This is a genomic window from Thauera sp. 63 (assembly GCF_000310165.2).
Lineage (GTDB): Bacteria > Pseudomonadota > Gammaproteobacteria > Burkholderiales > Rhodocyclaceae > Thauera > Thauera humireducens.
The window spans coordinates 159,402-180,208 of the sequence record NZ_AMXC01000006.1 but is presented as its reverse complement, the minus strand read 5'-3'; the positions used below and the strand labels follow the sequence as shown (position 1 = coordinate 180,208).

The following is a 20,807-nucleotide window of genomic DNA, read 5'->3' as shown; positions in this document are numbered from 1 at the left end:
CGTGCGATCAGATGTAAGGATCGGCGTTGGGCATGCCGAGCATGACCGCACCATGCGCACGCGCATAGGTGTCGGTGTTGTTGGCAATGTGGCCGCGCGCCTGATGAATGTCACGGAACACACGCTCGATCGGGTTGCTCTTGTAGGTGCCGGACGCCGCGCAGGCACGCATCAGCTCGCTCGCCGCGGTTGCGCACTGCTTGGGCACCTGCGAAGCCTGGGCGCGCTGCATCAGGCGCTCCTCCACCGGCATGCGCTCGCCGGTCTTTGCGCACTCGACGATGCGGGCGTAGTTGCGGAACAGCACCAGCTTGAGCTGGTCGGTCGTCATCATCGCCTCGGAAACCGCCTGCTGCGCATTCACGTCCTCGGCCGTCTTCGCGCCATGCTTGCCGACGTGCGCCGCGGCACGTTCGCGGAAGTGGGCGATGGCACCATCGAGCGCACCGATGCAGGCCGACGACACCGCACGCTGGAACACCTGGGTGAAGGGAATCTTGTAGACCCAGCCCGGATTGGTCTGGCGGCCGGGACAACCGGCATCGCTGTGGTCGTTGGTGCGGTGCGTGCGATGCTCGGGCACGAAGCAGCCGTCCACCACGATATCGTGGCTGCCGGTAGCGCGCAGGCCGAGCACATCCCAGTTCTTCTCGATGCGGAAATCCGACTTCGGCAGCAGGAAGGTGGCGTGCTCGAGCGCACCGGAACCGTCCTTCTTCGGCAGCAGGCCACCAAGGAAGATCCACTCGCAGTGCTCGACGCCGCTCGAGAAGCCCCAGCGCCCGGAGAAGCGGTAGCCGCCCTCGACAGCCTCGGCCTTGCCGGTGGGCATGTAGGTCGAGGCGATCAGCACCCCCGTATCCTTCGCCCACACGTCCTGCTGCGCCTGCTCGGGGAACAGCGGCAGCTGCCAGTTGTGCACCCCGATCACGCCGTAGATCCAGGCCGTCGACATGCAGCCTTCGGCCAGCGCCATCTGCACACGGTAGAACACGCGCGGGTCCAGCTCATAGCCACCGAAGCGCTTGGGCTGAAGCACGCGGAACAGCCCCGCTTCCTTCATCTCCTGCACGGTCTCGACCGGCACCATCCCCGCCGCCTCGGCTTCGCGAGCACGCTCGGCCAGCCGCGGAGCCATCGCCTTGGCCCGCGCCACCAGCTCGACCGCCTCCGGCGTCATGTAATCTTCGGCCAGAATGCCGAGAACCTGATCCTTGTCCATCGCGCCCATCTCCATGTCCTCCATGATCGCCAACCAAGGCGTTTTTCGGGTGATACCCCTACTGCGATGGACGAAATGTTCCACACCGCCCCACCGGCCATCATCGTCTGAACGGACTAACGTAAATGGCTGACCGATAAAGACTCTTTCCCTTCGAATACAGGCGTGTGCCGGGAATCGGGGCGGCGCGACCCCGGCCTGCTCCGCATTGCCGGAACGGGCCGGACCGTAACCCTTTTGGACGATGCCCCCGGACGCCATGCGCCAATAATGATCGCACCCTGCCGCCCACCCTGGCGGACGGCATCCGGAATAACAAAGGAGACGCCCCATGCTCGCCCCCGTAGGCATGGCCATGGCATTGATTGTCACAGCGGCCAGCATCTATTCGTTTTCACCCAGGCAAGTGCCGCCGCTGCAGGAGACGCGCATTCCCGTTGATCGAATGCAGCTCACCACCATCGAGCGCAGCAAGGCCGGCATCGTCATGGCCGGCGAACTCGGCGCGATCCTGGTGTCGGCCGACGAGGGCCAGCACTGGCAGAAGGCCACGATCTCCGAGGACCGCCAGGCACTGATCACCCGCATCATCTTTGCTGATGCTGCCCGCGGCCTCGCGCTCGGCCACGAGGGCTGGATCCTGCGCACCGAGGACGGCGGGCTCAACTGGCAGGAGGTGCATTTCGACACCGCCAATGGCGAGCCCATGATGTCCGCCCGCCAGCTGCCATCCGGCGACTGGCTTGCGGTGGGCGCCTTCGGACGCGTGCTGCGCTCGACCGACGACGGTCGGAGCTGGCAGCCCGACAGCCTGCCCGACCTCACCGACTGGCACCTGAACGACATCGCCTCGTCCTCTGACGGCCGGCAATGGATGATCGTCGGCGAAGCCGGCACCGCGCTGACTTCCTCCGATGGCGGCCAGAACTGGCAACTCATCGAGCCGTTCTACAACGGCTCGCTCTACGGTGCGGCCCACCTCGGCGGCAACCGCTGGGTAGCCTACGGCATGCGCGGCAACGTCTTCCTCACTGCCGACGGGGGTGCATCCTGGCAGCAGGCCCAGGTTCCCGCACCGATCTCCATCTACGGCCATGCCGTGCTGCCCGACGGCGAGCTGTTGCTCGTCGGCCAGGGTGGCATCGTACTGTCGAGCAAGCAGGGCGGAACGAAACTGGACATCGTACGCCGCGGGGGCCGCGCCAGCCTCACTGACATTGTCGTCGCCGCTGACGGCCGCTGGCTGCTGTCCAGCGATGGCGGCCTACAGATCCGCCCCCCCGCTTCCGCCAACCCGACCCCGAACGACGGAGCCGCCTGATGAACGCCGCCCACACCATCACCCGGACGGACGCCCTCGTCGCCGTCATGGCCCGCATGCTGATCAAGTGGCGCAAGCCGCTTGGCCTGTTCTTCCTCCTGCTCACGCTCGGCCTGGGCTATTCAGCGCTCAACACCCGCCTCGACCCGGGCTTCAACAAGCTCATCCCGCTCAAGCACGAGTACATGGCGGCCTTCCTCGAGCATTCGGGCACGTTCTCGGGCGCCAACCGCATCCTCGTCAGCGTCGAATGGAAAGGCGAAGGCGACATCTACAACGCCGAGTTCCTGCCCGTGCTGCGCAAGGTGAACGACGAGGTCTTCTTCACGCCGGGCGTCAATCGCGCCAGCGTGCGCTCGATCTTCACCCCCAACGTGCGCTACATCGAGGTGACCGAGGAGGGCTTCAACGGCGACGTCGTGATCCCCGCCCGCTTCGAGTCCAACGAGGAAGGCCTCAACCAGGTCCGCGACAACGTCGCAAAGGCGGGCGTGGTCGGCCGCCTGGTCGCGAACGACCTGAAGTCCGCACTGGTGCAGGCCGACCTGCTCGAAGTCAGTCCCGAGACCGGCGAGAAGCTGGATTACGCGGAGGTCGCCAAGCGGCTCGAGGCCATCCGCGCCGAATTCGCCAAGGACAACATCGACATTCAGATCGTCGGCTTTGCCAAGGTCATGGGCGACGTCATGGAAGGCCTGTTCACCGTCGTGATGTTCTTCATCGTGGCGTTCGTCATCACCTCGCTGCTGCTATGGCTTTACTCGCGCTCGCTCAAGCTGACCGTTCTGGCGATCGCCGTGGCACTGCTGCCGGTGATCTGGCTGCTGGGCATCCTGCCGCTGATCGGCTACGGCATCGACCCGATGTCGGTGCTGGTACCCTTCCTGATCTTCTCGATTGGCGTCTCGCACGCAGTGCAGATGACCAATGCCTGGAAGCAGGATGTACTGGCCGGCGAGACGGCGATGGAAGCCGCCGAGGGCGCGTTCCGCAAGCTCGCCATCCCCGGCATCATGGCCCTGCTCGCCAACGCGCTGGGCTTCCTCGTGATCATGGTGATCGACATCCCGATCGTGCATGAACTCGGCCTCACCGCCTGTCTCGGTGTCGCCCTGATGATAATGACCAACAAGATGTTCATGCCCATCATCCTCTCGCACCTGCACCTCGAGCGCATGGCACTTGACCAGCCGGTGGAGAACAAGACCAAGCACCCGACGTGGTGGAAAGTATCGGCGCTGTCCGAGCCCCGTCCGGCGCTCGTCACCTTCGCCGTCATGCTCGTCTTGCTGGCGGCTGCCACGTACTTTTCGCGTCAGCTCCAGACCGGTGACATCGGCAGCGGCGTCCCCGAACTGCACGCGGACTCCCGTTACAACCGCGACAACGACAAGATCATCAGCAACTACTCCATCGGCATGGACGTACTGTCGGTGTATGTCGAGACGCAGAACCTGGGCGAGGCCTGCCTGAACTGGGAGGTGATGAACGCGGTGGAGCGCTTCGACTTCCGCATGCGGGGCGTGGATGGCGTGCAGTCGGTTAGCTCGGTGGCGAGCATGGCCAAGCTGTACGTCGCCGGCAACAACGAGGCCAACCCGCGCTGGGCGGCCCTGCAGCGCAGCGAGGCCGCACTGCGTACCGGCGGGCGCGCTGCCAACCCGGAGAACGGGCTCAACTCCCACGGATGCAAGACGATCCACATCGCCATCTACCTCACCGACCACCAGGGCCCGACGCTCAAGCACGTAGTGGATGAAGTGCAGAAGTTCATCGCCGAGGACAAGACGGCCAATGCCACCTTCCGCCTGGCGGGCGGCAACGCGGGCGTCGCCGTGGCCACCAACGAGGCCGTCGAGAAGGCCGAGGTGCAGATGCTGGCCTCGATCTTCGCCTCGATCTCGCTGCTGTGCTGGCTCACCTTCCGCTCCTGGCGTGCGGTGATCTGCGTGATCGTCCCGCTGATGCTGGTGACGATCATGTGCAATGCGCTGATGGCACTGCTCGGCATCGGCCTCAAAGTGGCCACGCTGCCGGTGATCGCGCTCGGCGTGGGCGTGGGTGTCGACTACGGCATCTACATCTACGAGCGCATGCAGCACGAGATGGCCGAGCACGGCTACGGGCTTCGCGAAGCCTTCTACGAAGCCATGCGCCAGCGCGGCACCGCAGCGGTGTTCACTGCGGTGACGATGTCGATCGGCGTCGGCACTTGGGCGTTCTCGGCGCTGAAGTTCCAGGCGGACATGGGCATCCTGCTCGCCTTCATGTTCCTGGTGAACGTGCTCGGCGCCATCTTCCTGCTGCCGGCCCTGGCGTGTTGGCTGGGCGTAGGGCGGGAAAAGTCCGCTGACGCGCAGAAACGGGCCGTGGCGACCGGCGCCGCCCCGCACGCGGGCACGATGCGCAGCGCTCAACCTGCAGCCGCGGTTCAGCCCCAGCGCAGCTAAGCGGACTCCCGTACCTCTGGAGGGCGCCGACGGGAACGTCGGCGCCCTCTTTTATTGTGCTGTGGTTCGCGTCCCACAACCGCCGCGCCAGTACGCATGCCCAGGTCTTGATTCGAAACGCCGGACCCTGCCCCTCTTTCTGGCCCCGATTAAGTCACCACCCTGCGGGCGAAGTTGAGCGGCCAAGCGGTCGAAGTGGCATACCTCAAGCTGGTGATCGCAAAGTCGCGCAACATCCAGTTCGGCAGCAGCCCGGAGCAGGTGACGAGCTACTCGCCGAGTTGGAGCCGTTGCTCGCGGAGCAACTACCGTAGGCGTGCGACGACCCAGCATGCGGCGCCTCAATCCAAAGGCAGGACAAGGCCGGTCAGCGAGACGTTCTAATACGTGCTGGCGATCTACAGACTGATTGACGTGGCTAACTGAACAGCCTCGATCTCGATGCCGAACTGCGTCGTCGGATCGCCTAGATCGCGCGGATTCATCCGATCAATCGTGGCCGTGAGCGGCTGACCTGAAAGCGTGCACTGAGGATGCCGACTTCAGAACTAAAGGCGGCTGATGACTCAGCCGGCCGACGATCGGCTGGCAATGCTGAAAAACGTGAATTGGTTAATCTAGATTGGCGGTGCGATCCCGCTCGGCGCGTACGGTCTGGTGGGATACGCCCGGGTGACGGATGACGAGCGTGACTTTCGATTCGACCACAGTGAATCCCTCGCCCTGCTCCTGCTCCGCGTCAATGGCGCCGCCCAAACAGACGGCACACGGCCCGCGTGCCTGCTCGCCGTACGGGCTATCGGGATAGGGGCGGCCAGGTTTCCTGACCGTTCCCCTCCCACACCAGCCGGCATGCGGGTCCGCACCGGGCGGTTCGAGTCGTTGAGGTTATGAGAGCCGAGGCACACCGAGGCGGTCGAAGTAGGCGATCGGCATCGCGCGATTCAGTCTCATGCGGCTGTTACGCCACCAGCCCCGACTGTTCGCCGCTACCTTGCGGGCATCCTCGTCCGAGGCGCCCATCGCTTTCAACTCCCGGTACATCGTCGTGCCCCGACGCCAATGCTTGAGCTGCACCGCACGCAGCCGGTGCCTGATCCACTCGTCGAGTTCGCGGAACACCTTGGGTGTCTGCGCAAGCTGGAAGTACGCCTTCCAGCCCGGCATGTAGGCCCGCAGTCGTTCGGCAATCTCGGACAGATTGCGCCCGCCCGAGCGACGTGTGAGTTGCCGGATACGTTGCTTGAAGGTCTTGAGCGCCTTGTCGGCCACCCTGCACTTGACCTGTCCGCCTGAGCCGTACCAGAAGGCATAGCCCAGAAACTTGCGGCGCGAGGCCGGCGCGAGGCCGGCGCGACGGCCGTCTTGGCGTCGCTGACCTTCAGGTGGAGTCGATCATAGAGCTTGGTCAGGCCCGCCAGCACCCGTTCGCCCGCCCGGCGACTGCGCACATATACGTTGCAGTCATCGGCGTAGCGCACGAAGCGGTGACCCCTTCGCTCCAGTTCCCGATCCACCTCGTCGAGCAGCACATTGGCCAGCAGCGGCGACAGCGGGCCGCCTTGCGGCGTGCCCTCAAACCGCTCCATGACCACCCCGCCATCCATGATCCCGGCCACAAGGTAACGACGGATCAGCCGCAGTACGGCCTTGTCGTCGACTCGCCTAGCCAGGCGTTCCATCAGGATGTCGTGATTGACCCGGTCGAAGAACTTCTCCAGATCCACATCGACCACCACCCGGTAACCGTCCTGCACGTAGCGCTGTGCATCGAGCACCGCGTCATGCGCACGGCGTCCCGGACGAAACCCGTAACTGTGTTCAGAGAACGTCGGATCAATCCTGGGCTGCAGGATTTGCAGCAGGGCTTGCTGGATTAGCCGATCCGTTACCGTCGGGATCCCCAGTTCGCGCACCCCGCCATCGGGCTTCGGGATCTGGACGCGGCGCACCGGCATGGGTCGGTAGCTGCCATCCAGAATTGAGGCCCGAATCCGAGGCCAGTGCGCTCTCAGGTACTCCGCCGTCTCGGCAATCGACAACCCATCCGCCCCAGCACTGCCGCGATTGGATTTGACGCGTTTCCACGCCGCCTCCATGTTCGCTTTCGCGAGCGCCTGCGCAAGCAGGTCATCTCGCCCTGGGCTTCCAGTTGCATGCCGCGCCGTCCGTGCTTCATCACGCACCGCTTCAGGCTCGGCTTCACCTCGCCCTCCCGCGTTGCGCCCCGGTTCCCCAGGCTTCTGATGCCCTGCACGTCCGAGCGACACGGCCTTCGGCCCTCCTACTCGTTCGGCCCTTCGCCCAAAACCAACGGCTACTATGGCCTCTGCTGACTTCTCGCTCCGGCTCAGCGCCGTCGCCCTTTCAGGCACAAAGCGAGATCTCCCCAGGTAAGAACGCACTCCTTCGCTGCACAACCGCCGGATTTACGCCACTTCGCCTTGATCACGAGAGCTTCGCGGCTTCTTGCCCGCTCGCCCTGCTCGGCAGCGCCTTCTATCCGATTCTTGTCCATCGGCTCGCAGCTTATGCTCCACGCTTCCTTCCCACGCTCGGTCGCCCTCACGCAGTTGCGCTTCACTTCGTTCGCTGTGATCAACTTACGGCGGGACTTGCACCCGCAGGAGTGCGCCCATGCTGGGCGCACAAAAAAAACCTGCCGATCGTGATGACCGGCAGGTTTCGGGGACAGCTTCAAAACGGAATCAGAAGGTGTACTTCACCACCATCGAGAGCTGATCGCGGTCGGTGAGCAGTCGGTTCTTGACTGAATCCGTGCTCGCGTCGCCAAAGTAGCCGAGGTAGGTCAGGCCGATCTGAAGGTTGCGACGATACGTCATCGTCGCGCCCACGCTCAGACGGTGATCGCCCTCACCCATGCCAAGGTTGCCCTGAAGCGTGCGACCCTTGAGCTGGCGCGAGTAGCTGATCGGAACACCCAGCTCCCAGTTCTCGATGATGCCCGGGTAGGTCAGGCTGAGGGTCGAGGCGAAAGCGAGGCCGTAGCTGCCGAAAGTCAGAGAATCCGATTCCGGCGTCTGCCCGAACTGGTTGGATGTGGCTGTGGCCCCCGCAACCCGCCGTGCTGCCGGGTTGCGCACGTCCGTATAGGCCAGTTCAGCCAGGAAGTTTGCCTGCGGAGCAAGGAAAGTACGACCCACGTTGACGAAGGTGTTGGCGTTGACCTGCAGCACATCCGCTTTGGTGGCTGTTGGGATCGCTGCGGGTCCGAGTCTCGCATTCACGAGTGCAGGCGCATCCTTGCGGTACGAAATCTCGCCACCAAGTGTCGCGATACCGAAAGTGGTACTGAGCGTCGCGCCCAGCATCTTGATGTCTTCAAAATAGCGATGGTTGAAGCCGACGCTGCCACCGCCCAACCGGGCGTCGACGTAGTCGATATCTACCATCGGCGCACGATCGTGGTAGTTGAGATAGATCAGACCCACCTCGGTTTCATCGGTGACGCGATACTTGGCGCCGACCCCCCACTGCCCAGTCTTGCCCGGCTTGTCATCAGCACCCCGAGGAACGAAACACGTGGGCCCGGCCGTGGCGCACACGGCCCCCGGGCCCACCAAGTCGGAGGTACTCATGAACGAGCCCGGCGCATTCACCAGCGTCTTGTGCCAGCCATACTGCGCATGGGCCATCAGCGACAGCTTGTCATTGACTTCGTACAGGGCCGAGATCTGGTCCTCGGGCAGCAACTGATCCTTCACCTCGGTGCCCGGGATGCCGGCCTTGGTGCCATCCGCAGGCCCCTGCGCACCCGAGATGCCCGGGATAAACAGAGTCTCGCCCCACGACACCACATGCCTGCCGAGACGGATCGTCGCACGCCCCTGGTCGCCCACATCGAAGGCGGTGTAGCCGTAGGCGTCGAGAATACGGCTATAGCCGCCGTGATAGCGCTTCGCATCGCCAGTGAAGCGATTTGCCGCACCCCCGATCTTGTTGGGGAACGAGACGCCGTCATTGTCGTTGGTGCCGTGATACACGTCATCGTAGAAGGTGCTGGCCGACAGGATGAGACCCGAACGGCCCTTCTTGAAATGGGTGTCGAACAGCAGGCTCAGACGGTTGGACGTCAAAGAGCCCTTGTCGAAGTTGTTGTTACCGTCGTTGCCGCTGGCGAAGTTTGCCAGCACCGGATCCCGGTCCTCAAGGCGGGTCGACAGCGTGTAAGTCGCAGTAACCCGCGACTCCAGCACCACTCCGTTGTCGAACTGAATGGCATCGAAGGCCATGGCGGGTGCCATCACCCCCATCCCGATCATGGCGAGCGCGACCGGCTTGATCTTGTTGTGCAATCTCATGTTACGTACTCCCTGAATATCGAATGGGTCACTGGCCCATGGCGCGCAAGGCCGCCGGGGTGAACATCTCGGGGGTAAGGTCGCCCTTGTTCAGGATGGGGCCCTTCTCACGCTCTTGCAGAAGCGAGTTCGCGATATACGCGCCAGAGTTGAGGTCGTGATAGAAGGACGTACCGGCCTGCCAGGCATTCAGGTCGAACGCGTAGTAATGGTTGATGAAGGCGTGCTGCCACAGCTGGCCGCGCGTGTCGTAGTAATCGCCGACCGACGCTTGCCAGTTATCCTCGTCGATAAACATCACGCGCTTGCCGAAGGCATGGCGGAAGTTCTCCTTGAGCGAACCCTCAAGCACCCAGACGCGACGCAGTTCGTAGCGCAGGTAATCGGGGTTAGCGTGGCCCTTCTTCAGGAGGTCGGCGTACTTGACGGTGTTAGCGTGCAGGCGATAGCTGTTCGCCGGGATGTACATTTCCTTCTTGCCCAGCAGCTTCCACTCGTAGCGACTCGGGTCGCCGTTGAACAGCCGTTCCTGGTCGATGGTCAGCTTGCCCGACGAGCCTGACAGCGGAGAATCGAAGCCGTAGGTCGGCACCTGGCGCACACGACGCGTGCCCGGGTCATAGGTCCACGCCAGGCGCTTGTTCTTAGCGAAGTTCACCGGCTCCTGCGAGACCGTGTAGTTGCCGCGGTCGCGCTCGGGCAGGATGGCCCCCGCCAGCGAGTAGGCCATCAAACCTTCCATCGGCTTACCGATTTCGCCGGGCGAGGTCACGATATTCAGGTTCTTGCTGACCGCACGCCCCCAGGTGATGGTGCCATCCGAGGAGACATCCGCGAGGTCGCGGATCATCTCTTCCGAATGCGCGCGATACGGGAAGTTCATGTTGGCCAGAACTTCCATCGCCTCCTTCGGGATCGGGAAGCCGATCGGGCCCTTGTAGCCGGTGTAACCGAGGCCGCCGTCGGTGAGTTCGGCCTCGAGCGCGTTCTTCTTCGCCACCTCGCAGATCTGGTCCGGGTAACGGAAATCACGACGGCTCTGGTAAACCGGAATACGGAAGGTTTCGGGGAAGCGCTTGAACATAGCCTTCTGGCCTTCGCTCAGCTTGTCCGCGTACTTGTCCATGTTGGCCGCGGTGATCTCGAACAGTGGCTTGTCTTCCGGGTAAACGTCGACCGGGTGCTGGCCCGAGTGGAGCGTGTATTCAACGTGCGGCGGCTTGCCCAGCCACTTACCGGAGAAGGCGGGAATGCTCCCATCCGCGTTCGGGCCGGCTTCGGCACCGATACAAGTAAGTTCCTTGCCAAGCTTGGCGGCTTCAGCCTCGGTCACCTTCGCCATTGCATTACCGGCAGCCAACGACATTGCGATCGTGGTCATAACCGGCACCCAAACACGGGCTTTAATCATTTATGTCTCCTTCCTGGTGGGCGTTTTTGTGTATCCCGATTGATACAGCAAACCGGATGCAGGGCGTCCATCTCTCCATACCGCCGCTTCTGCACCCGTTTGCATTGTTTTGTTTTCGGGTCACCCGCTACATCGTCCGATGGGACTAAATCGCGTCCACGAGGCGAATTTTTCAGGCCTGCGTGGTCGCGATAAAGGCGCTGCGCAATTGCCCCTTCAGCAGCTTGCCAGCCGGGTTGCGCGGCAAGGCGTCGGTGAGCACCTGGATGACGGCCGGCACCTTATAGGCGGCAAGGTGTGCGCCCACATGAGCACGCAAGGCCTGTGCATCCAGGCCACTGCCCTCGCGCACCGACACCACCGCGGCGACGGCCTCGCCCGTCTCTTCGTCGGGCACTGCGAATACGGCGGCCTCGAGCACGTCGGACACGTGCAGCAGGCACGATTCGACCTCGGCCGCGGCGATCTTCTCGCCACAGCGATTGATGACATCCTTGATTCGGTCGACGATGAACAGAAAGCCCTCGTCGTCCACATAGCCGACGTCGCCGGTGCGGAACCAGCCGTCGTGCATCGCCGCGGCGGTGGCGTCCGGGTTGCGCCAGTAGCCCTGCATTACCGTGACGCCGCGCAACCAGATCTCACCCGCCTCGCACGTCGGCAGTGGCTGCCCATCGGCGTCGGCAATCCGCACCTCGACGATCGGCGAAGTCAGGCCCGAGCTGCGCGGTTTGTAGGCGAACAGCGCGCCGGATGACGCGGCGCCCACGCCATTGGTTTCGGTCAGACCGAAGCCGATGCCGGAGAGCGAGTTCGGCCGCCGGCGCATGACCTCGTCGATCAGCCGCTGCGGCAGGCCTGCACCACCGAAGCCCAGGCCGGCGAGGGTTCCCGTCTGTGCCGGATCGTCGAAGCCCGGTTGTGCCAGAAGCTGCATTACCATCGAGGGCGCGCCGTTGAACTGGGTGATGCGCTCATCGCGGATTACCTCAATCGCCTGCGCCGGATCCCAGCGCGTCAAGAACACCAACTGCCGCCCGTTGCGCAGCGAATTCAGCAGCTGCGCGTGCAAACCGCTGACGTGGAACAGCGGAACCGCGGTGAGCGTGGTCGGCGGCAGGCCCTTCGCCATCAGCGCCGCAACCGCCTCGGGCGAGGTCATGCCGGACAGCGCACCGATGAAGTCGATGTTGAACAGGGCCTGGCAAACGGCGCGCTGCGAGGACAGCACGCCCTTCGCACGGCTGGTCGCCCCGGAGGTGAACAGGATCAGGGCTGGATCATCCGGACCAAGCGCAGGCGCCGCTGCAGGTTCTGCAGGCTGGCTCACCAGCGCACGATAGTCAGCGACACCGGCCGGCAGGGTCCCATCACCGACGCAGAGGATGCGGCAGCCCTCGACCCGGGTGTCGCCCTCGATGCGCGCCAGGCGCTCGGCGTCGCAGGCAAACACGCGCGGCTCGACGTCGTCGATTGCCGCATGCAGCTCCTCGCCGAGACCGAAGCTGTTGAGCGGCGCCGGCACCGCGCCGATCAGTGCGGCAGCCGCGAATACCACTGCCCACTCGGGACGGTTTCGCATCGCGATCGCGACCCGCTCGCCGGGCTGTACGCCCCAGGTGCGAAGCTGAGCGGCAATCGCGTCCGCCTCTGCGAAGAAGCGGTCGAAGGTCCAGGTCTCGCCCTGGTAACGGATGAAGGGCTTGGCGCCGTGTGCGCGCGCACTCGCGATCAGCGCGGGCACATTGGGGAAGGCGTTGCGGTAAACGCGCACGGTGCGTCCGTCAACCTCGGCCTCGACCGTCTCGAAGGGCGCGCCAGGCGCCGTCAGTTGGGCACGAACCTTGTGGGCCAGTTCGGAAAGCGGGGACATCGAATACTCCTGAAGATCAGTTTGCAAGGCTGAAACGGTAAAGTCCGTCGTCATCCAGCACGCGGCGAACCTCGCCCGCGTAGCGCAGGAAGGACAGATGGGCGATGGTCTCGCCGAGCGCCATCATGTCCTCGACGGCGTTGAGCACGCGCGGGAAGAGTTTGCCCTTGGTCTCGAATGCCGTGGCGCTGCCGGCCTCGCGCAGGTGGCCGCGTACGATATCGAATTGCAGGGCGTGGTGCGCATGCAGCTCCGCCACTCGCGGCAGCAGACCGCGGAACACCCGCTCGTGCGAGGGCAGGACCAGGGTATCGGGCGCGAGCGTGGCGAGACGGTCGAGTGAGTCGAGCCAGAGCTTGAGCGGGTTCGCCTCGGGCTCGATGTCGGAGACCAGGACGTTGGAGGTAATGCGCGGCAACAACTGGTCGCCTGCGATCAGCAGTCGGTCCGAATCGCAATACAGGCAGGCATGCTCGGGCGAATGGCCCTCGCCGATCACCACCCGCCAGTCACGACCGGCGATGTGCAGCGCCTGCCCTTCGCGCAGCCGGGTGAACGCGCGCGGTTGCGGCGGCATGAAGGGGTCGCGGCGCAGCTTGGCGAACATCTCCTCCACGCGCTCGCGAGGCATGCCCGCGCGCAGGTAGAACGTGAGCATGGAATCGGGCAGCGGCTCGGGCAGCGGCCCGGCGAGCGTGCGCATGGTGAAGTACTCGCCATGCGTCATGTACAGCGGCGCATCAAAGCGCTCGGTCAGCCACGCCGACAGGCCGGCGTGGTCGTAGTGGAAATGCGTGCAGATCAGGCCCTTCAACGGCAGGCCGTCGAAATGACGCTCGACGATCGTCTCCCACAGCGTGCGGGAGGTCGGCAGATTGAGGCCGGTGTCGACGATGAACCATCCATCAACGTCGCGCAGCAGATAGACGTTGATGTGATCGAGCTGCATCGGCATCGGCATGCGCGCCCAGAAAACACCCTGTGCCAGCTCGACCAGTTCACCGTCGGGCCGCGGCGGCGTGAACGGAAACGCGATATGTTCCGTGTCGCTGGCAGCCGCCTCTGCAGGGGATTGCACGATTTCGACCATGGTGTCTCCGTCATTGTCGTTGTTGTCTTTGCCTCACATTAGGCGGGGGCGCTGCAGACCGACACGTCCAAAAGGACGATACCCGCCTCCCTTCCCGCTGCGCCCCTGAGCATTGGCCCACCATCGTCCAAACAGAGGATGTGCAGTCCATGTCAGCTGGACAGAATCGATCAAGTTCGCGGCTTCGGGCCTACGGTTGGCGCAGGCCCGGCGGAATGCAGACTGGATTACAACGAAGAGGAGGCCCGCATGGCCACAACGAAAGACTATCGCCTTGGTGAATACACCTTCCCGCGCGGTTGGTTCATGATTGCCGAGGCGTCCGAACTGGACACCCACAAGCCGCTCGCGGTGCGCTTCTTCGGTCAGGACTTCGCGCTCTACCGCGGTCGCGAGAGCGGCAAGGTCGTGCTGCTCGACGCCTACTGTCCGCACATGAAGACCCATCTCGCCGCACCCAACAAGACCTCCTACGTCGTGCTCGACGGCGGCGGCACGAACGTTGAGGGCGACGGCATTCGCTGCCCGTACCACGGCTGGCGTTTTGGCGACGACGGCAAGTGCGATCACATCCCCTACCACGAGGGCCAGATCCCGGCCGCAGCCAAGGTCAAGTCCTGGCCGGTTGTCGAGAGCCTGGGCGCGATCTGGGTGTGGCACGACCCCGAAGGCGGCGAGCCGGAATGGGACCACCCCAGCCTCAAGGAGTGGAATGACCCGGCCTGGGTGCACTGGAAATTCGACCACCTCGGCATCCTCAACCAGCACCCGCAGGAAGTCATCGACAACATCTGCGACTACGGCCACCTGAGCCCGATCCACGGCTCGACCGTGCTCAAGTACGAGAACGAGTTCAAGGGCCACAACGCGATCCAGCGCCAGTGCGGACCGCACCGCACCCTGGTCGGTGAGGACGGCGTCAGCCCGATCCTGCACACCATCACCATCTACCACGGCCCGGGCGTGCTGATCTCGCACCTCACCGGCCTGTACGACGCAGTGATGATGATCTGCAACACGCCGGTCGAAGACGGCACGATCAAGGTCTGGCATGCGCTGCTGGTGAAGTCGCCGAGCGGCAGCAAGGTCGCGACCCACACCGACATGGTGGCTGCACGCCACTACCAGGAGATGGCACTCACCGCCTTCGCCCAGGACTTCGAGGTCTGGTCGCACAAGGCGGCCTGCCTGAACGGCCTCTTCATCCCGAGCGACGGCCCGTTCATGAAGGCCCGCATCTGGTACAAGCAGTTCTACAACCCGCGCGCGAAGAAGAACGAGTACCTCGAGCAGTGCGAGGGCTACTACGTGCCGAAGGGCATCGCGCCCTACACCGAACCTGAAGCGGTCGCCTGACCCCTTCCTGCAGTTCGCCTTGGCATCCTGGGGCCCGTCACATGACGGGCCCTTTTTCCTTTCGCCGACCGAAGGCTGCTAAGGGCGGCGATGCGTCACATGGGTCAGTACGCACACCGAACGTGCGGCATCGACCTCCCCCGTGAGTTGGCCCGGAAGCTGCGCCCACACCGATCCGCTGCCGAATGCCTCGGCAATCACGTCTGCTGAAGCGAACCAGGCCTCGACGATGGCGTCGTACTCGTATCCCGGGGGACATTCGCCTGAGACCGTGTTCCATACCAGACGCGCGGCCGCAGCCCACGGCGAACCGGGCTCGATGTCAGCGCGACTCAGGGACTTCACTCCCCCGGCACGCCCGCGCAGGAAAAGCACCACGCACACACCAGTCTCTTCCCCATCGACCAGCACCGTCTCGCTCGCGACCAGCGTGAAGTCGCGGACATAGGTCGAGAACACCCGCGGTTCGTCGGGCCGCATGATCCTCAGCGTCTCATCGTCGCTCCAGATGTCGTCCGCGGCCTGACGGTCGCGCAGCGAAAGCAGGTTTACGCCGTCGTATTCTGCGCTCGCGCCCTGCGGAACGCCCGGCCGATCCAGCACACGCGAGCACTGGCGCACGCCCAGCACCTTGTCCTGAACGTTGCGGCACTCCCGGCCAAGCGCAGAGTGCTCGCGCCAGGCCTGCGGAAAGTCCTCGGGAGCCAGCGCGGGGTTACGCCTGGCCAGGTAGATCATCTTCCAGCGTTCTTCAATATGCATCGACACTCCGAATGAAAACGGCCGCACGACCCTTCCGAAGTCATGCGGCCGCAGATTGTTGACAGGACGGCGTCCCGCTCAGCCGCGCGGCATGCCCAAGCCACGCTCGGCGATGATGTTGAGCTGGATCTCGTTGGTGCCGGCGTAGATGGTGTCGGCGCGCGAGAAGAAGAACACCTGCTGCAGGCGGCGCACCGCGTCGTCGTCCGAGCGCACGTCGCCCGCCACGCCGATCACGTCCATCGCCAGCTGGCCGAGCTCGCGGTGCCAGTTAGACCACGCGTACTTGTAGATCAGCGCCTCGGGCCGGACCTTGGTCGAGCCGGTGTCTTCTTCCAGCATGCGCAGGCCGTTGTAGCGCAGGCCCTGCAGGCCCACCCAGGCGTCGGCGATGCGCTGGCGGATCGCCGGGTCGCGCGCCGCGCCGTTGGCGCGGGCAACATCGATCACCAGCTGCAGCTCGTGGATGAAGTGCATCTGCTGGCCGAGGGTCGACACGCCGCGCTCGAAGCCGAGCAGCGCCATCGCCACCTTCCAGCCCTCGCCCGGCTTGCCGACGATGCAGTCGGCCTCGGTCACCGCGCCATCGAAGAACACCGAATTGAACTCGGCCTCGCCGGTCATCTGGCGGATGGGGTGGATCTCGATGCCGGGCTGGTCGAGCGGCACCAGCAGGAAGGACAGCCCCTCGCGCCCCACCGAACCCGGCGTGCTACGCGCGACGACGAAGATCCATTCGGATTCGTGCGCGAGCGAGGTCCACACCTTCTGCCCCTGCAGCCGCCAGCGGCCGTCCTCGTCCTGCCAGCAGCGCGTGGTGATGGCGGCGAGGTCGGAACCGGCACCCGGCTCGGAGTAGCCCTGCGCCCAGTATTCACGCCCCGCGCGGATGCCCGGCAGGAAGCGGCGCTGCTGCTCGGGCGTGCCGAGCGCGATCAGCGTCGGCGCCATCAGCGTCTCGCCGATATGGCCGATGCGGCCCGGTCCGCCCGCGCGCACGTATTCCTCGTGGAAGGCGAGCTGCAGCGCCAGCGGCAGGTCGCGCCCGCCGTGCGCCTTGGGCCAGCCCAGGCCGACCCAGCCGCCGGCGGCCAGTTCCTGCTCCCATTCCTTGCGCAGCGCCGGGAAGGCTTCCTCGTCGCCGGGGCCGCCGCGGTGCTTCAGGCAGGCGAAGCGGCCGACCAGATGGGTCGCCATCCAGTCGGCGACCTCCTGGCGAAATTCCTGTTCGTTCATGCTCATCGGTCCTTGTCGGTCCTGTCAGGCGGCGTCGAGCAGATGGGCGGCGAGCGCCTCGCGCCAGTCGCGGGTGGGGCCGAACCACTGGCTCGCCCACTGCGCGCGCTTGAAGTGCATCTGCGGGTCGTATTCCCAGGTGAAGCCCACCCCGCCGTGGAGCTGGATGGCTTCCTGCGCGCAGTAGCGATAGGCCTCGCTGGCCTGCACGCGCGCGGCAGCGATCTCCGCCGCCAGCGCGGCGTCGTCGAGTCCGTTCCCCTGCGCACCCTGCGCCACCCGGGCCGCCACGCCGAGCACGGTGGAACGCGCGGTTTCCATGCGCACCATCATCTCGGCCACACGGTGCTTGACCGCCTGGAAGCTCGCCACCGGCTTGCCGAACTGCACGCGCTCCTTGGTGTAATCGACGGCCAGCTGCAGGCACTGCGCCGCGCCGCCGACCTGCTCCGCCGCCAGTTGCAGCGTCGCCAGCACGCGGGTGCGCGCCAGGCCGGCCAGCACCCGCGCCGGATCATCGACACGCGCATCGGCCGTCAGCCGGACTTCATCGAAGCACCAGCGCGCCTGCGGCCGAGTGAGGTCCCACACCTCGAGCGGCGTGCGCGACAGCCCGGCGGCGTCCACCGCCAGCTCGAACAGCCCAACGCCCGGCGCCTCCTCGATGCGTGCCGCCACGTAGGCGTGGGTCAGCAGCCCGTCGTCGAGCACCTGCGCGGCCTCGCCGGCCAAAACCCAGCCTTCGCCGTCGCGACGCGCCTTGACGGTCAGCGACGCCGGCTCCGCGTCCAGGCCCCGGCCAAGGATCAGCGTGGCGGTGCGCTCGCCATAGGCCAGCGCCGCCAGCGCGCGCTGCTGCGCCTCCGCGCTGGCAGCCTGCAGCAGCGCGGTCTGCGCCAGCACCACGTTGGCCAGGAAGGGCGTGCGCGCGAGGCGCCGGCCCATCTCCTCCATCAGCAGCACCAGCTCGACCGGCCCCAGGCCGAGGCCGTCGAGGTCTTCCGGCACTTGCACCGCCGCCCAGCCGAGCTCGACGATGCGCGACCACAGCTCAGCGTCGGCATCCGTTTCCTTGCGCGCATTGGTATGGGCGGCGAGAAAGTCGGCCGCCGTTTCCTGCAGCGCACGCTGTTCGTCGGACAGCTTCATCACAGCACCTCGAACAGGCCCGCCGCGCCCATGCCGCCGCCGATGCACATCGACACCACCACGTAGCGCACGCCACGGCGACGGCCCTCGATCAGCGCGTGGCCCACCATGCGCGCGCCCGACATGCCGAAGGGGTGGCCGATGGCGATGGCGCCGCCGTTCACGTTCAGGCGGTCGTTGGGGATGCCGAGCTTGTCGCGGCTGTACAGCACCTGGCAGGCAAAGGCCTCGTTGATCTCCCACAGGCCGATGTCACCGACCTTGAGGTTGAAGCGCTCGAGCAGCTTGGGGATGGCGAACACCGGGCCGATGCCCATCTCGTCCGGTGCGCAGCCGGCCACCGCGATGCCGCGATATGCGCCCAGCGGCGCGATGCCGCGGCGCTCGGCCTCGTCACGGCTCATCACCAGCGCCGCCGAGGCGCCGTCCGACAGCTGCGAGGCGTTGCCGGCGGTGACGAACTCGCCCTGCTTCACCCACTGGCCGTCCTTCACCACCGGATTCAGCTTGGCGAGATCCGCCAGCGTGGTCGAGGCGCGGTTGCACTCGTCGCGCGTGGCGATCACGTCCTCGTGGCCGACCGGCTTGCCTTCCTTGTCGAACACCAGCTTCCGCGCCGCCAGCGGCACGATCTCGGCGTCGAACAGGCCGGCGGCCTGCGCGGCGGCGGTACGCTGCTGGCTCTGCAGCGAGAACTCGTCCTGCGCGGCGCGCGAGATGCCGTAGCGCGCCGACACGATCTCGGCCGTCTCCAGCATCGGGATGTAGGCCGCGGGCACGATCGCCTTCACCGCTTCGGACTGCGCGCGGTAGGTGTTCTTGTGCTTGGTCTGGGTCAGCGACAGGGACTCGACGCCGCCCGCCACTGCGATCTTCATCTCGCCGGCCAGGATGTTCTTGGCGGCGACGCCGATCGTCATCAGGCCCGAGGCGCACATGCGGTCGAGCGCCATGCCCGGCACCGTGTCCGGCAGGCCGCCGGTGTAGGCGCACAGGCGGCCGATGTTGTAGGCCTGGGTGCCCTGCTGCACGGCGGCGCCCATGATCACGTCCTCGACCGCTGCCGGCTCGATGCCGGCACGCTCGACGACGGCGCGCACCACATGGCCGCCCAGCACCGGCGCCTCGGTGTCGTTGAAGGAGCCGCGGAAGGACTTGGTGAGCGCAGTGCGCGCGGTGGAAACGATGACGGCTTCGGTCATGGCGATGTTCTCTCTGGCAGTTCGGATGTCGGGACGGAAATGACGGGCGCGCTGCGCTCAGTCGTTGAAGGTGTAGCGGCTGATGGTGTCGACCACGCAGCCCGGGCGCTCGCTGCCCTCGATCTCGATGGTCACGCGCACGGTGGATTGCACCGCGTCCTTGATGCGCTCGACCTTGAGGATCTCGCCGCGGCCGCGGATGCGCGAACCGACCTTGACCGGCGCCGGAAAGCGCACGCGGTCGCAGCCGACGTTCACGCCCATCTTCAGGTTGTCGGCGCGGATCAGCTGCGGCAGGAACAGGTTGGCGAGCGCCAGCGTCAGGTAGCCGTGCGCGATGCAGGCGCCAAACGGCCCGTCCTTGGCGCGCTCGGGGTCGACGTGGATCCACTGGTGGTCGTCGGTGGCATCGGCAAACTGGTCGATGCGGTCCTGGCGAATCTCGATCCAGTCGGTCGTGCCCAGGTCCTGTCCTTCGGCTGCAACCAGCTGCTCGGCGCTGGAGAAAACCATGGTCATGGCCGCGTCCCTCAAGCGTGCTGCGAACTGACCGACAGCACTTCGCCGGTCATGTACGACGCATAGTCGCTGGCGAGGAAGACCATCACGTTGGCCACCTCCCACACCTCAGCGGCACGGCCGAAGGCCTCGCGGCTGGCGAGCTGGGCGAGCAGCTCCTCGCTCGACGCCTTCTTCAGGAACTCGTGCAGCGCGATCGACGGCGACACCGCGTTGATGCGCACGCCGTGCTCGGCCGCCTCCACCGCAGAGCAGCGCGTCAGCGCCATCACGCCGGCCTTGGCCGCGGCGTAGTGGGCCTGGCCCTTCTGTGCACGCCAGCCCAGCACCGAGGCGTTGTTCACAATCGCGCCGCGACCACGCTTCTCCATGTGCGGCAGCATCGCGCGCGTCATGCGGAAGGTGCCGGTCAGCGTGATGTCGAGCACCCGGCTCCACTCGTCGTCAGTCATCTCGGTGACGCGCTTCTCGCCGCCCAGACCGGCGTTGTTGATCAGCACGTCGACGCCGCCGAGCTTGTCCTCGGCCGCGGCGACCAGGGCCTGCACTTCCTCTTCATTGGTGACGTTGCACAGCTGACCCCAGACGTTCTGCAGCCCGGTGTCGGCCTTGAGCTTGGCGACCGCCTCTTCCAGGCGGCGCGGATGAATGTCGGAGATCATCAGCGCGCGGCAGCCCTCCTCGGCGCACTTGCGCGCGGCGGCAAAGCCGATGCCGGCGCCGGCCGCTGCAGTGATCAGGACGGATTTGCCAGCGAGCAACTGGTGACCGGGAACGTAGGAAGGCGCTTCTTTCACGGCGTGAACCTCGAAGGGTGGTGATGCCGTCATTTATAGGGGGGGCGCCGGCGGGCAGCATCGTCAAAACGGACGGTGCCCGACGGGATTTCGCGGC

15 protein-coding genes and 1 pseudogene are annotated in these 20,807 nt (G+C 65.4%); 3 read left to right on the top strand and 13 right to left on the bottom strand.

Going from position 1 to position 20,807, the window contains the following annotated elements:
• Window positions 1-7: 7 nt before the first annotated feature.
• On the bottom strand, window positions 8-1,222 hold the full coding sequence (locus C664_RS08005) for an acyl-CoA dehydrogenase family protein (protein WP_232435081.1): 1,215 nt from the start codon (window positions 1,220-1,222) through the stop codon (window positions 8-10).
• A gap of 331 nt (window positions 1,223-1,553) precedes the next feature.
• On the opposite strand from C664_RS08005, the gene C664_RS08000 reads away from it, so the two are divergent.
• Together C664_RS08000 and C664_RS07995 are read left to right on the top strand one after the other, a co-directional pair.
• A complete protein-coding gene (locus C664_RS08000) occupies window positions 1,554-2,543 on the top strand; it encodes a WD40/YVTN/BNR-like repeat-containing protein (protein ID WP_038011245.1) in 990 nt (329 codons plus the stop codon).
• The gene (locus C664_RS07995; protein ID WP_004257017.1) at window positions 2,543-4,993 is read left to right on the top strand and encodes an efflux RND transporter permease subunit; all 2,451 of its coding nucleotides are present in this window, start codon (window positions 2,543-2,545) and stop codon (window positions 4,991-4,993) included. Before C664_RS08000 ends, C664_RS07995 begins: the two co-directional genes overlap by 1 nt.
• 888 nt (window positions 4,994-5,881) lie before the next feature.
• On the opposite strand, the gene C664_RS20940 is transcribed toward C664_RS07995, so the two are convergent.
• The 6 genes and pseudogenes from C664_RS20940 to C664_RS07970 form a co-directional block, all read right to left on the bottom strand.
• Window positions 5,882-6,265: a group II intron maturase-specific domain-containing protein gene (locus tag C664_RS20940; protein WP_004257013.1), complete on the bottom strand. Its 384-nt coding sequence runs from the start codon at window positions 6,263-6,265 to the stop codon at window positions 5,882-5,884.
• 125 nt (window positions 6,266-6,390) lie between these two features.
• Window positions 6,391-7,092: pseudogene (ltrA, locus tag C664_RS20935) on the bottom strand (group II intron reverse transcriptase/maturase); the annotation flags it as partial.
• A 609-nt stretch (window positions 7,093-7,701) separates the two neighbouring features.
• Window positions 7,702-9,315 carry a DUF1302 domain-containing protein gene (locus C664_RS07985; RefSeq protein ID WP_004257006.1) on the bottom strand — a complete coding sequence of 538 codons (1,614 nt, stop codon included), beginning with the start codon at window positions 9,313-9,315 and terminating at the stop codon, window positions 7,702-7,704.
• 28 nt (window positions 9,316-9,343) lie between these two features.
• A complete protein-coding gene (locus tag C664_RS07980) occupies window positions 9,344-10,726 on the bottom strand; it encodes a DUF1329 domain-containing protein (protein WP_038011243.1) in 1,383 nt (460 codons plus the stop codon).
• A 172-nt stretch (window positions 10,727-10,898) separates the two neighbouring features.
• Complete coding sequence (locus tag C664_RS07975) at window positions 10,899-12,599, bottom strand: class I adenylate-forming enzyme family protein (RefSeq protein WP_004257000.1); 1,701 nt, start codon at window positions 12,597-12,599, stop codon at window positions 10,899-10,901.
• Window positions 12,600-12,615: 16 nt separating this feature from the next.
• The gene (locus C664_RS07970; protein WP_004256997.1) at window positions 12,616-13,689 is read right to left on the bottom strand and encodes an MBL fold metallo-hydrolase; all 1,074 of its coding nucleotides are present in this window, start codon (window positions 13,687-13,689) and stop codon (window positions 12,616-12,618) included.
• 249 nt (window positions 13,690-13,938) lie between these two features.
• Here C664_RS07970 and C664_RS07965 point away from each other — a divergent pair, with 249 nt between their 5' ends.
• Window positions 13,939-15,045 carry a Rieske 2Fe-2S domain-containing protein gene (locus C664_RS07965; RefSeq protein WP_004256993.1) on the top strand — a complete coding sequence of 369 codons (1,107 nt, stop codon included), beginning with the start codon at window positions 13,939-13,941 and terminating at the stop codon, window positions 15,043-15,045.
• 78 nt (window positions 15,046-15,123) lie between these two features.
• Here the strand turns inward: C664_RS07965 and C664_RS07960 are convergent, their stop codons facing one another.
• From C664_RS07960 to C664_RS07935, 6 genes are all read right to left on the bottom strand, one after another.
• Complete coding sequence (locus tag C664_RS07960) at window positions 15,124-15,807, bottom strand: EthD domain-containing protein (RefSeq protein ID WP_004256990.1); 684 nt, start codon at window positions 15,805-15,807, stop codon at window positions 15,124-15,126.
• Between the two features lie 78 nt (window positions 15,808-15,885).
• Window positions 15,886-17,043 (bottom strand): acyl-CoA dehydrogenase family protein, encoded by a 1,158-nt coding sequence (locus C664_RS07955; RefSeq protein ID WP_038011240.1) that lies wholly within the window; start codon window positions 17,041-17,043, stop codon window positions 15,886-15,888.
• A gap of 24 nt (window positions 17,044-17,067) precedes the next feature.
• Entirely contained in the window at window positions 17,068-18,192 is a 1,125-nt protein-coding gene (locus tag C664_RS07950; protein WP_004256987.1) for an acyl-CoA dehydrogenase family protein, read from the bottom strand.
• Entirely contained in the window at window positions 18,192-19,394 is a 1,203-nt protein-coding gene (locus C664_RS07945) for an acetyl-CoA C-acyltransferase (protein WP_004256985.1), read from the bottom strand. Before C664_RS07945 ends, C664_RS07950 begins: the two co-directional genes overlap by 1 nt.
• Before the next feature lie 57 nt (window positions 19,395-19,451).
• On the bottom strand, window positions 19,452-19,913 hold the full coding sequence (locus C664_RS07940) for a MaoC family dehydratase (protein WP_004256984.1): 462 nt from the start codon (window positions 19,911-19,913) through the stop codon (window positions 19,452-19,454).
• Between the two features lie 11 nt (window positions 19,914-19,924).
• On the bottom strand, window positions 19,925-20,710 hold the full coding sequence (locus tag C664_RS07935; protein WP_232435080.1) for an SDR family oxidoreductase: 786 nt from the start codon (window positions 20,708-20,710) through the stop codon (window positions 19,925-19,927).
• Window positions 20,711-20,807 lie beyond the last annotated feature (97 nt).

Excerpts from the sequence above, each read along its gene's own strand:
- C664_RS07955 (WP_038011240.1), bottom strand. The coding sequence starts at position 17,043 with ATGAACGAACAGGAATTTCGCCAGGAGGTCGCCGACTGGATGGCGACC.
- C664_RS07950 (WP_004256987.1), bottom strand. The coding sequence starts at position 18,192 with ATGAAGCTGTCCGACGAACAGCGTGCGCTGCAGGAAACGGCGGCCGAC.
- C664_RS07985 (WP_004257006.1), bottom strand. The coding sequence starts at position 9,315 with ATGAGATTGCACAACAAGATCAAGCCGGTCGCGCTCGCCATGATCGGG.
- C664_RS08005 (WP_232435081.1), bottom strand. The coding sequence starts at position 1,222 with ATGGACAAGGATCAGGTTCTCGGCATTCTGGCCGAAGATTACATGACG.
- C664_RS07975 (WP_004257000.1), bottom strand. The coding sequence starts at position 12,599 with ATGTCCCCGCTTTCCGAACTGGCCCACAAGGTTCGTGCCCAACTGACG.
- C664_RS07940 (WP_004256984.1), bottom strand. The coding sequence starts at position 19,913 with ATGACCATGGTTTTCTCCAGCGCCGAGCAGCTGGTTGCAGCCGAAGGA.
- C664_RS07995 (WP_004257017.1), top strand. The coding sequence starts at position 2,543 with ATGAACGCCGCCCACACCATCACCCGGACGGACGCCCTCGTCGCCGTC.
- C664_RS08000 (WP_038011245.1), top strand. The coding sequence starts at position 1,554 with ATGCTCGCCCCCGTAGGCATGGCCATGGCATTGATTGTCACAGCGGCC.
- C664_RS07960 (WP_004256990.1), bottom strand. The coding sequence starts at position 15,807 with ATGCATATTGAAGAACGCTGGAAGATGATCTACCTGGCCAGGCGTAAC.
- C664_RS07970 (WP_004256997.1), bottom strand. The coding sequence starts at position 13,689 with ATGGTCGAAATCGTGCAATCCCCTGCAGAGGCGGCTGCCAGCGACACG.
- C664_RS07945 (WP_004256985.1), bottom strand. The coding sequence starts at position 19,394 with ATGACCGAAGCCGTCATCGTTTCCACCGCGCGCACTGCGCTCACCAAG.
- C664_RS07980 (WP_038011243.1), bottom strand. The coding sequence starts at position 10,726 with ATGATTAAAGCCCGTGTTTGGGTGCCGGTTATGACCACGATCGCAATG.
- C664_RS07965 (WP_004256993.1), top strand. The coding sequence starts at position 13,939 with ATGGCCACAACGAAAGACTATCGCCTTGGTGAATACACCTTCCCGCGC.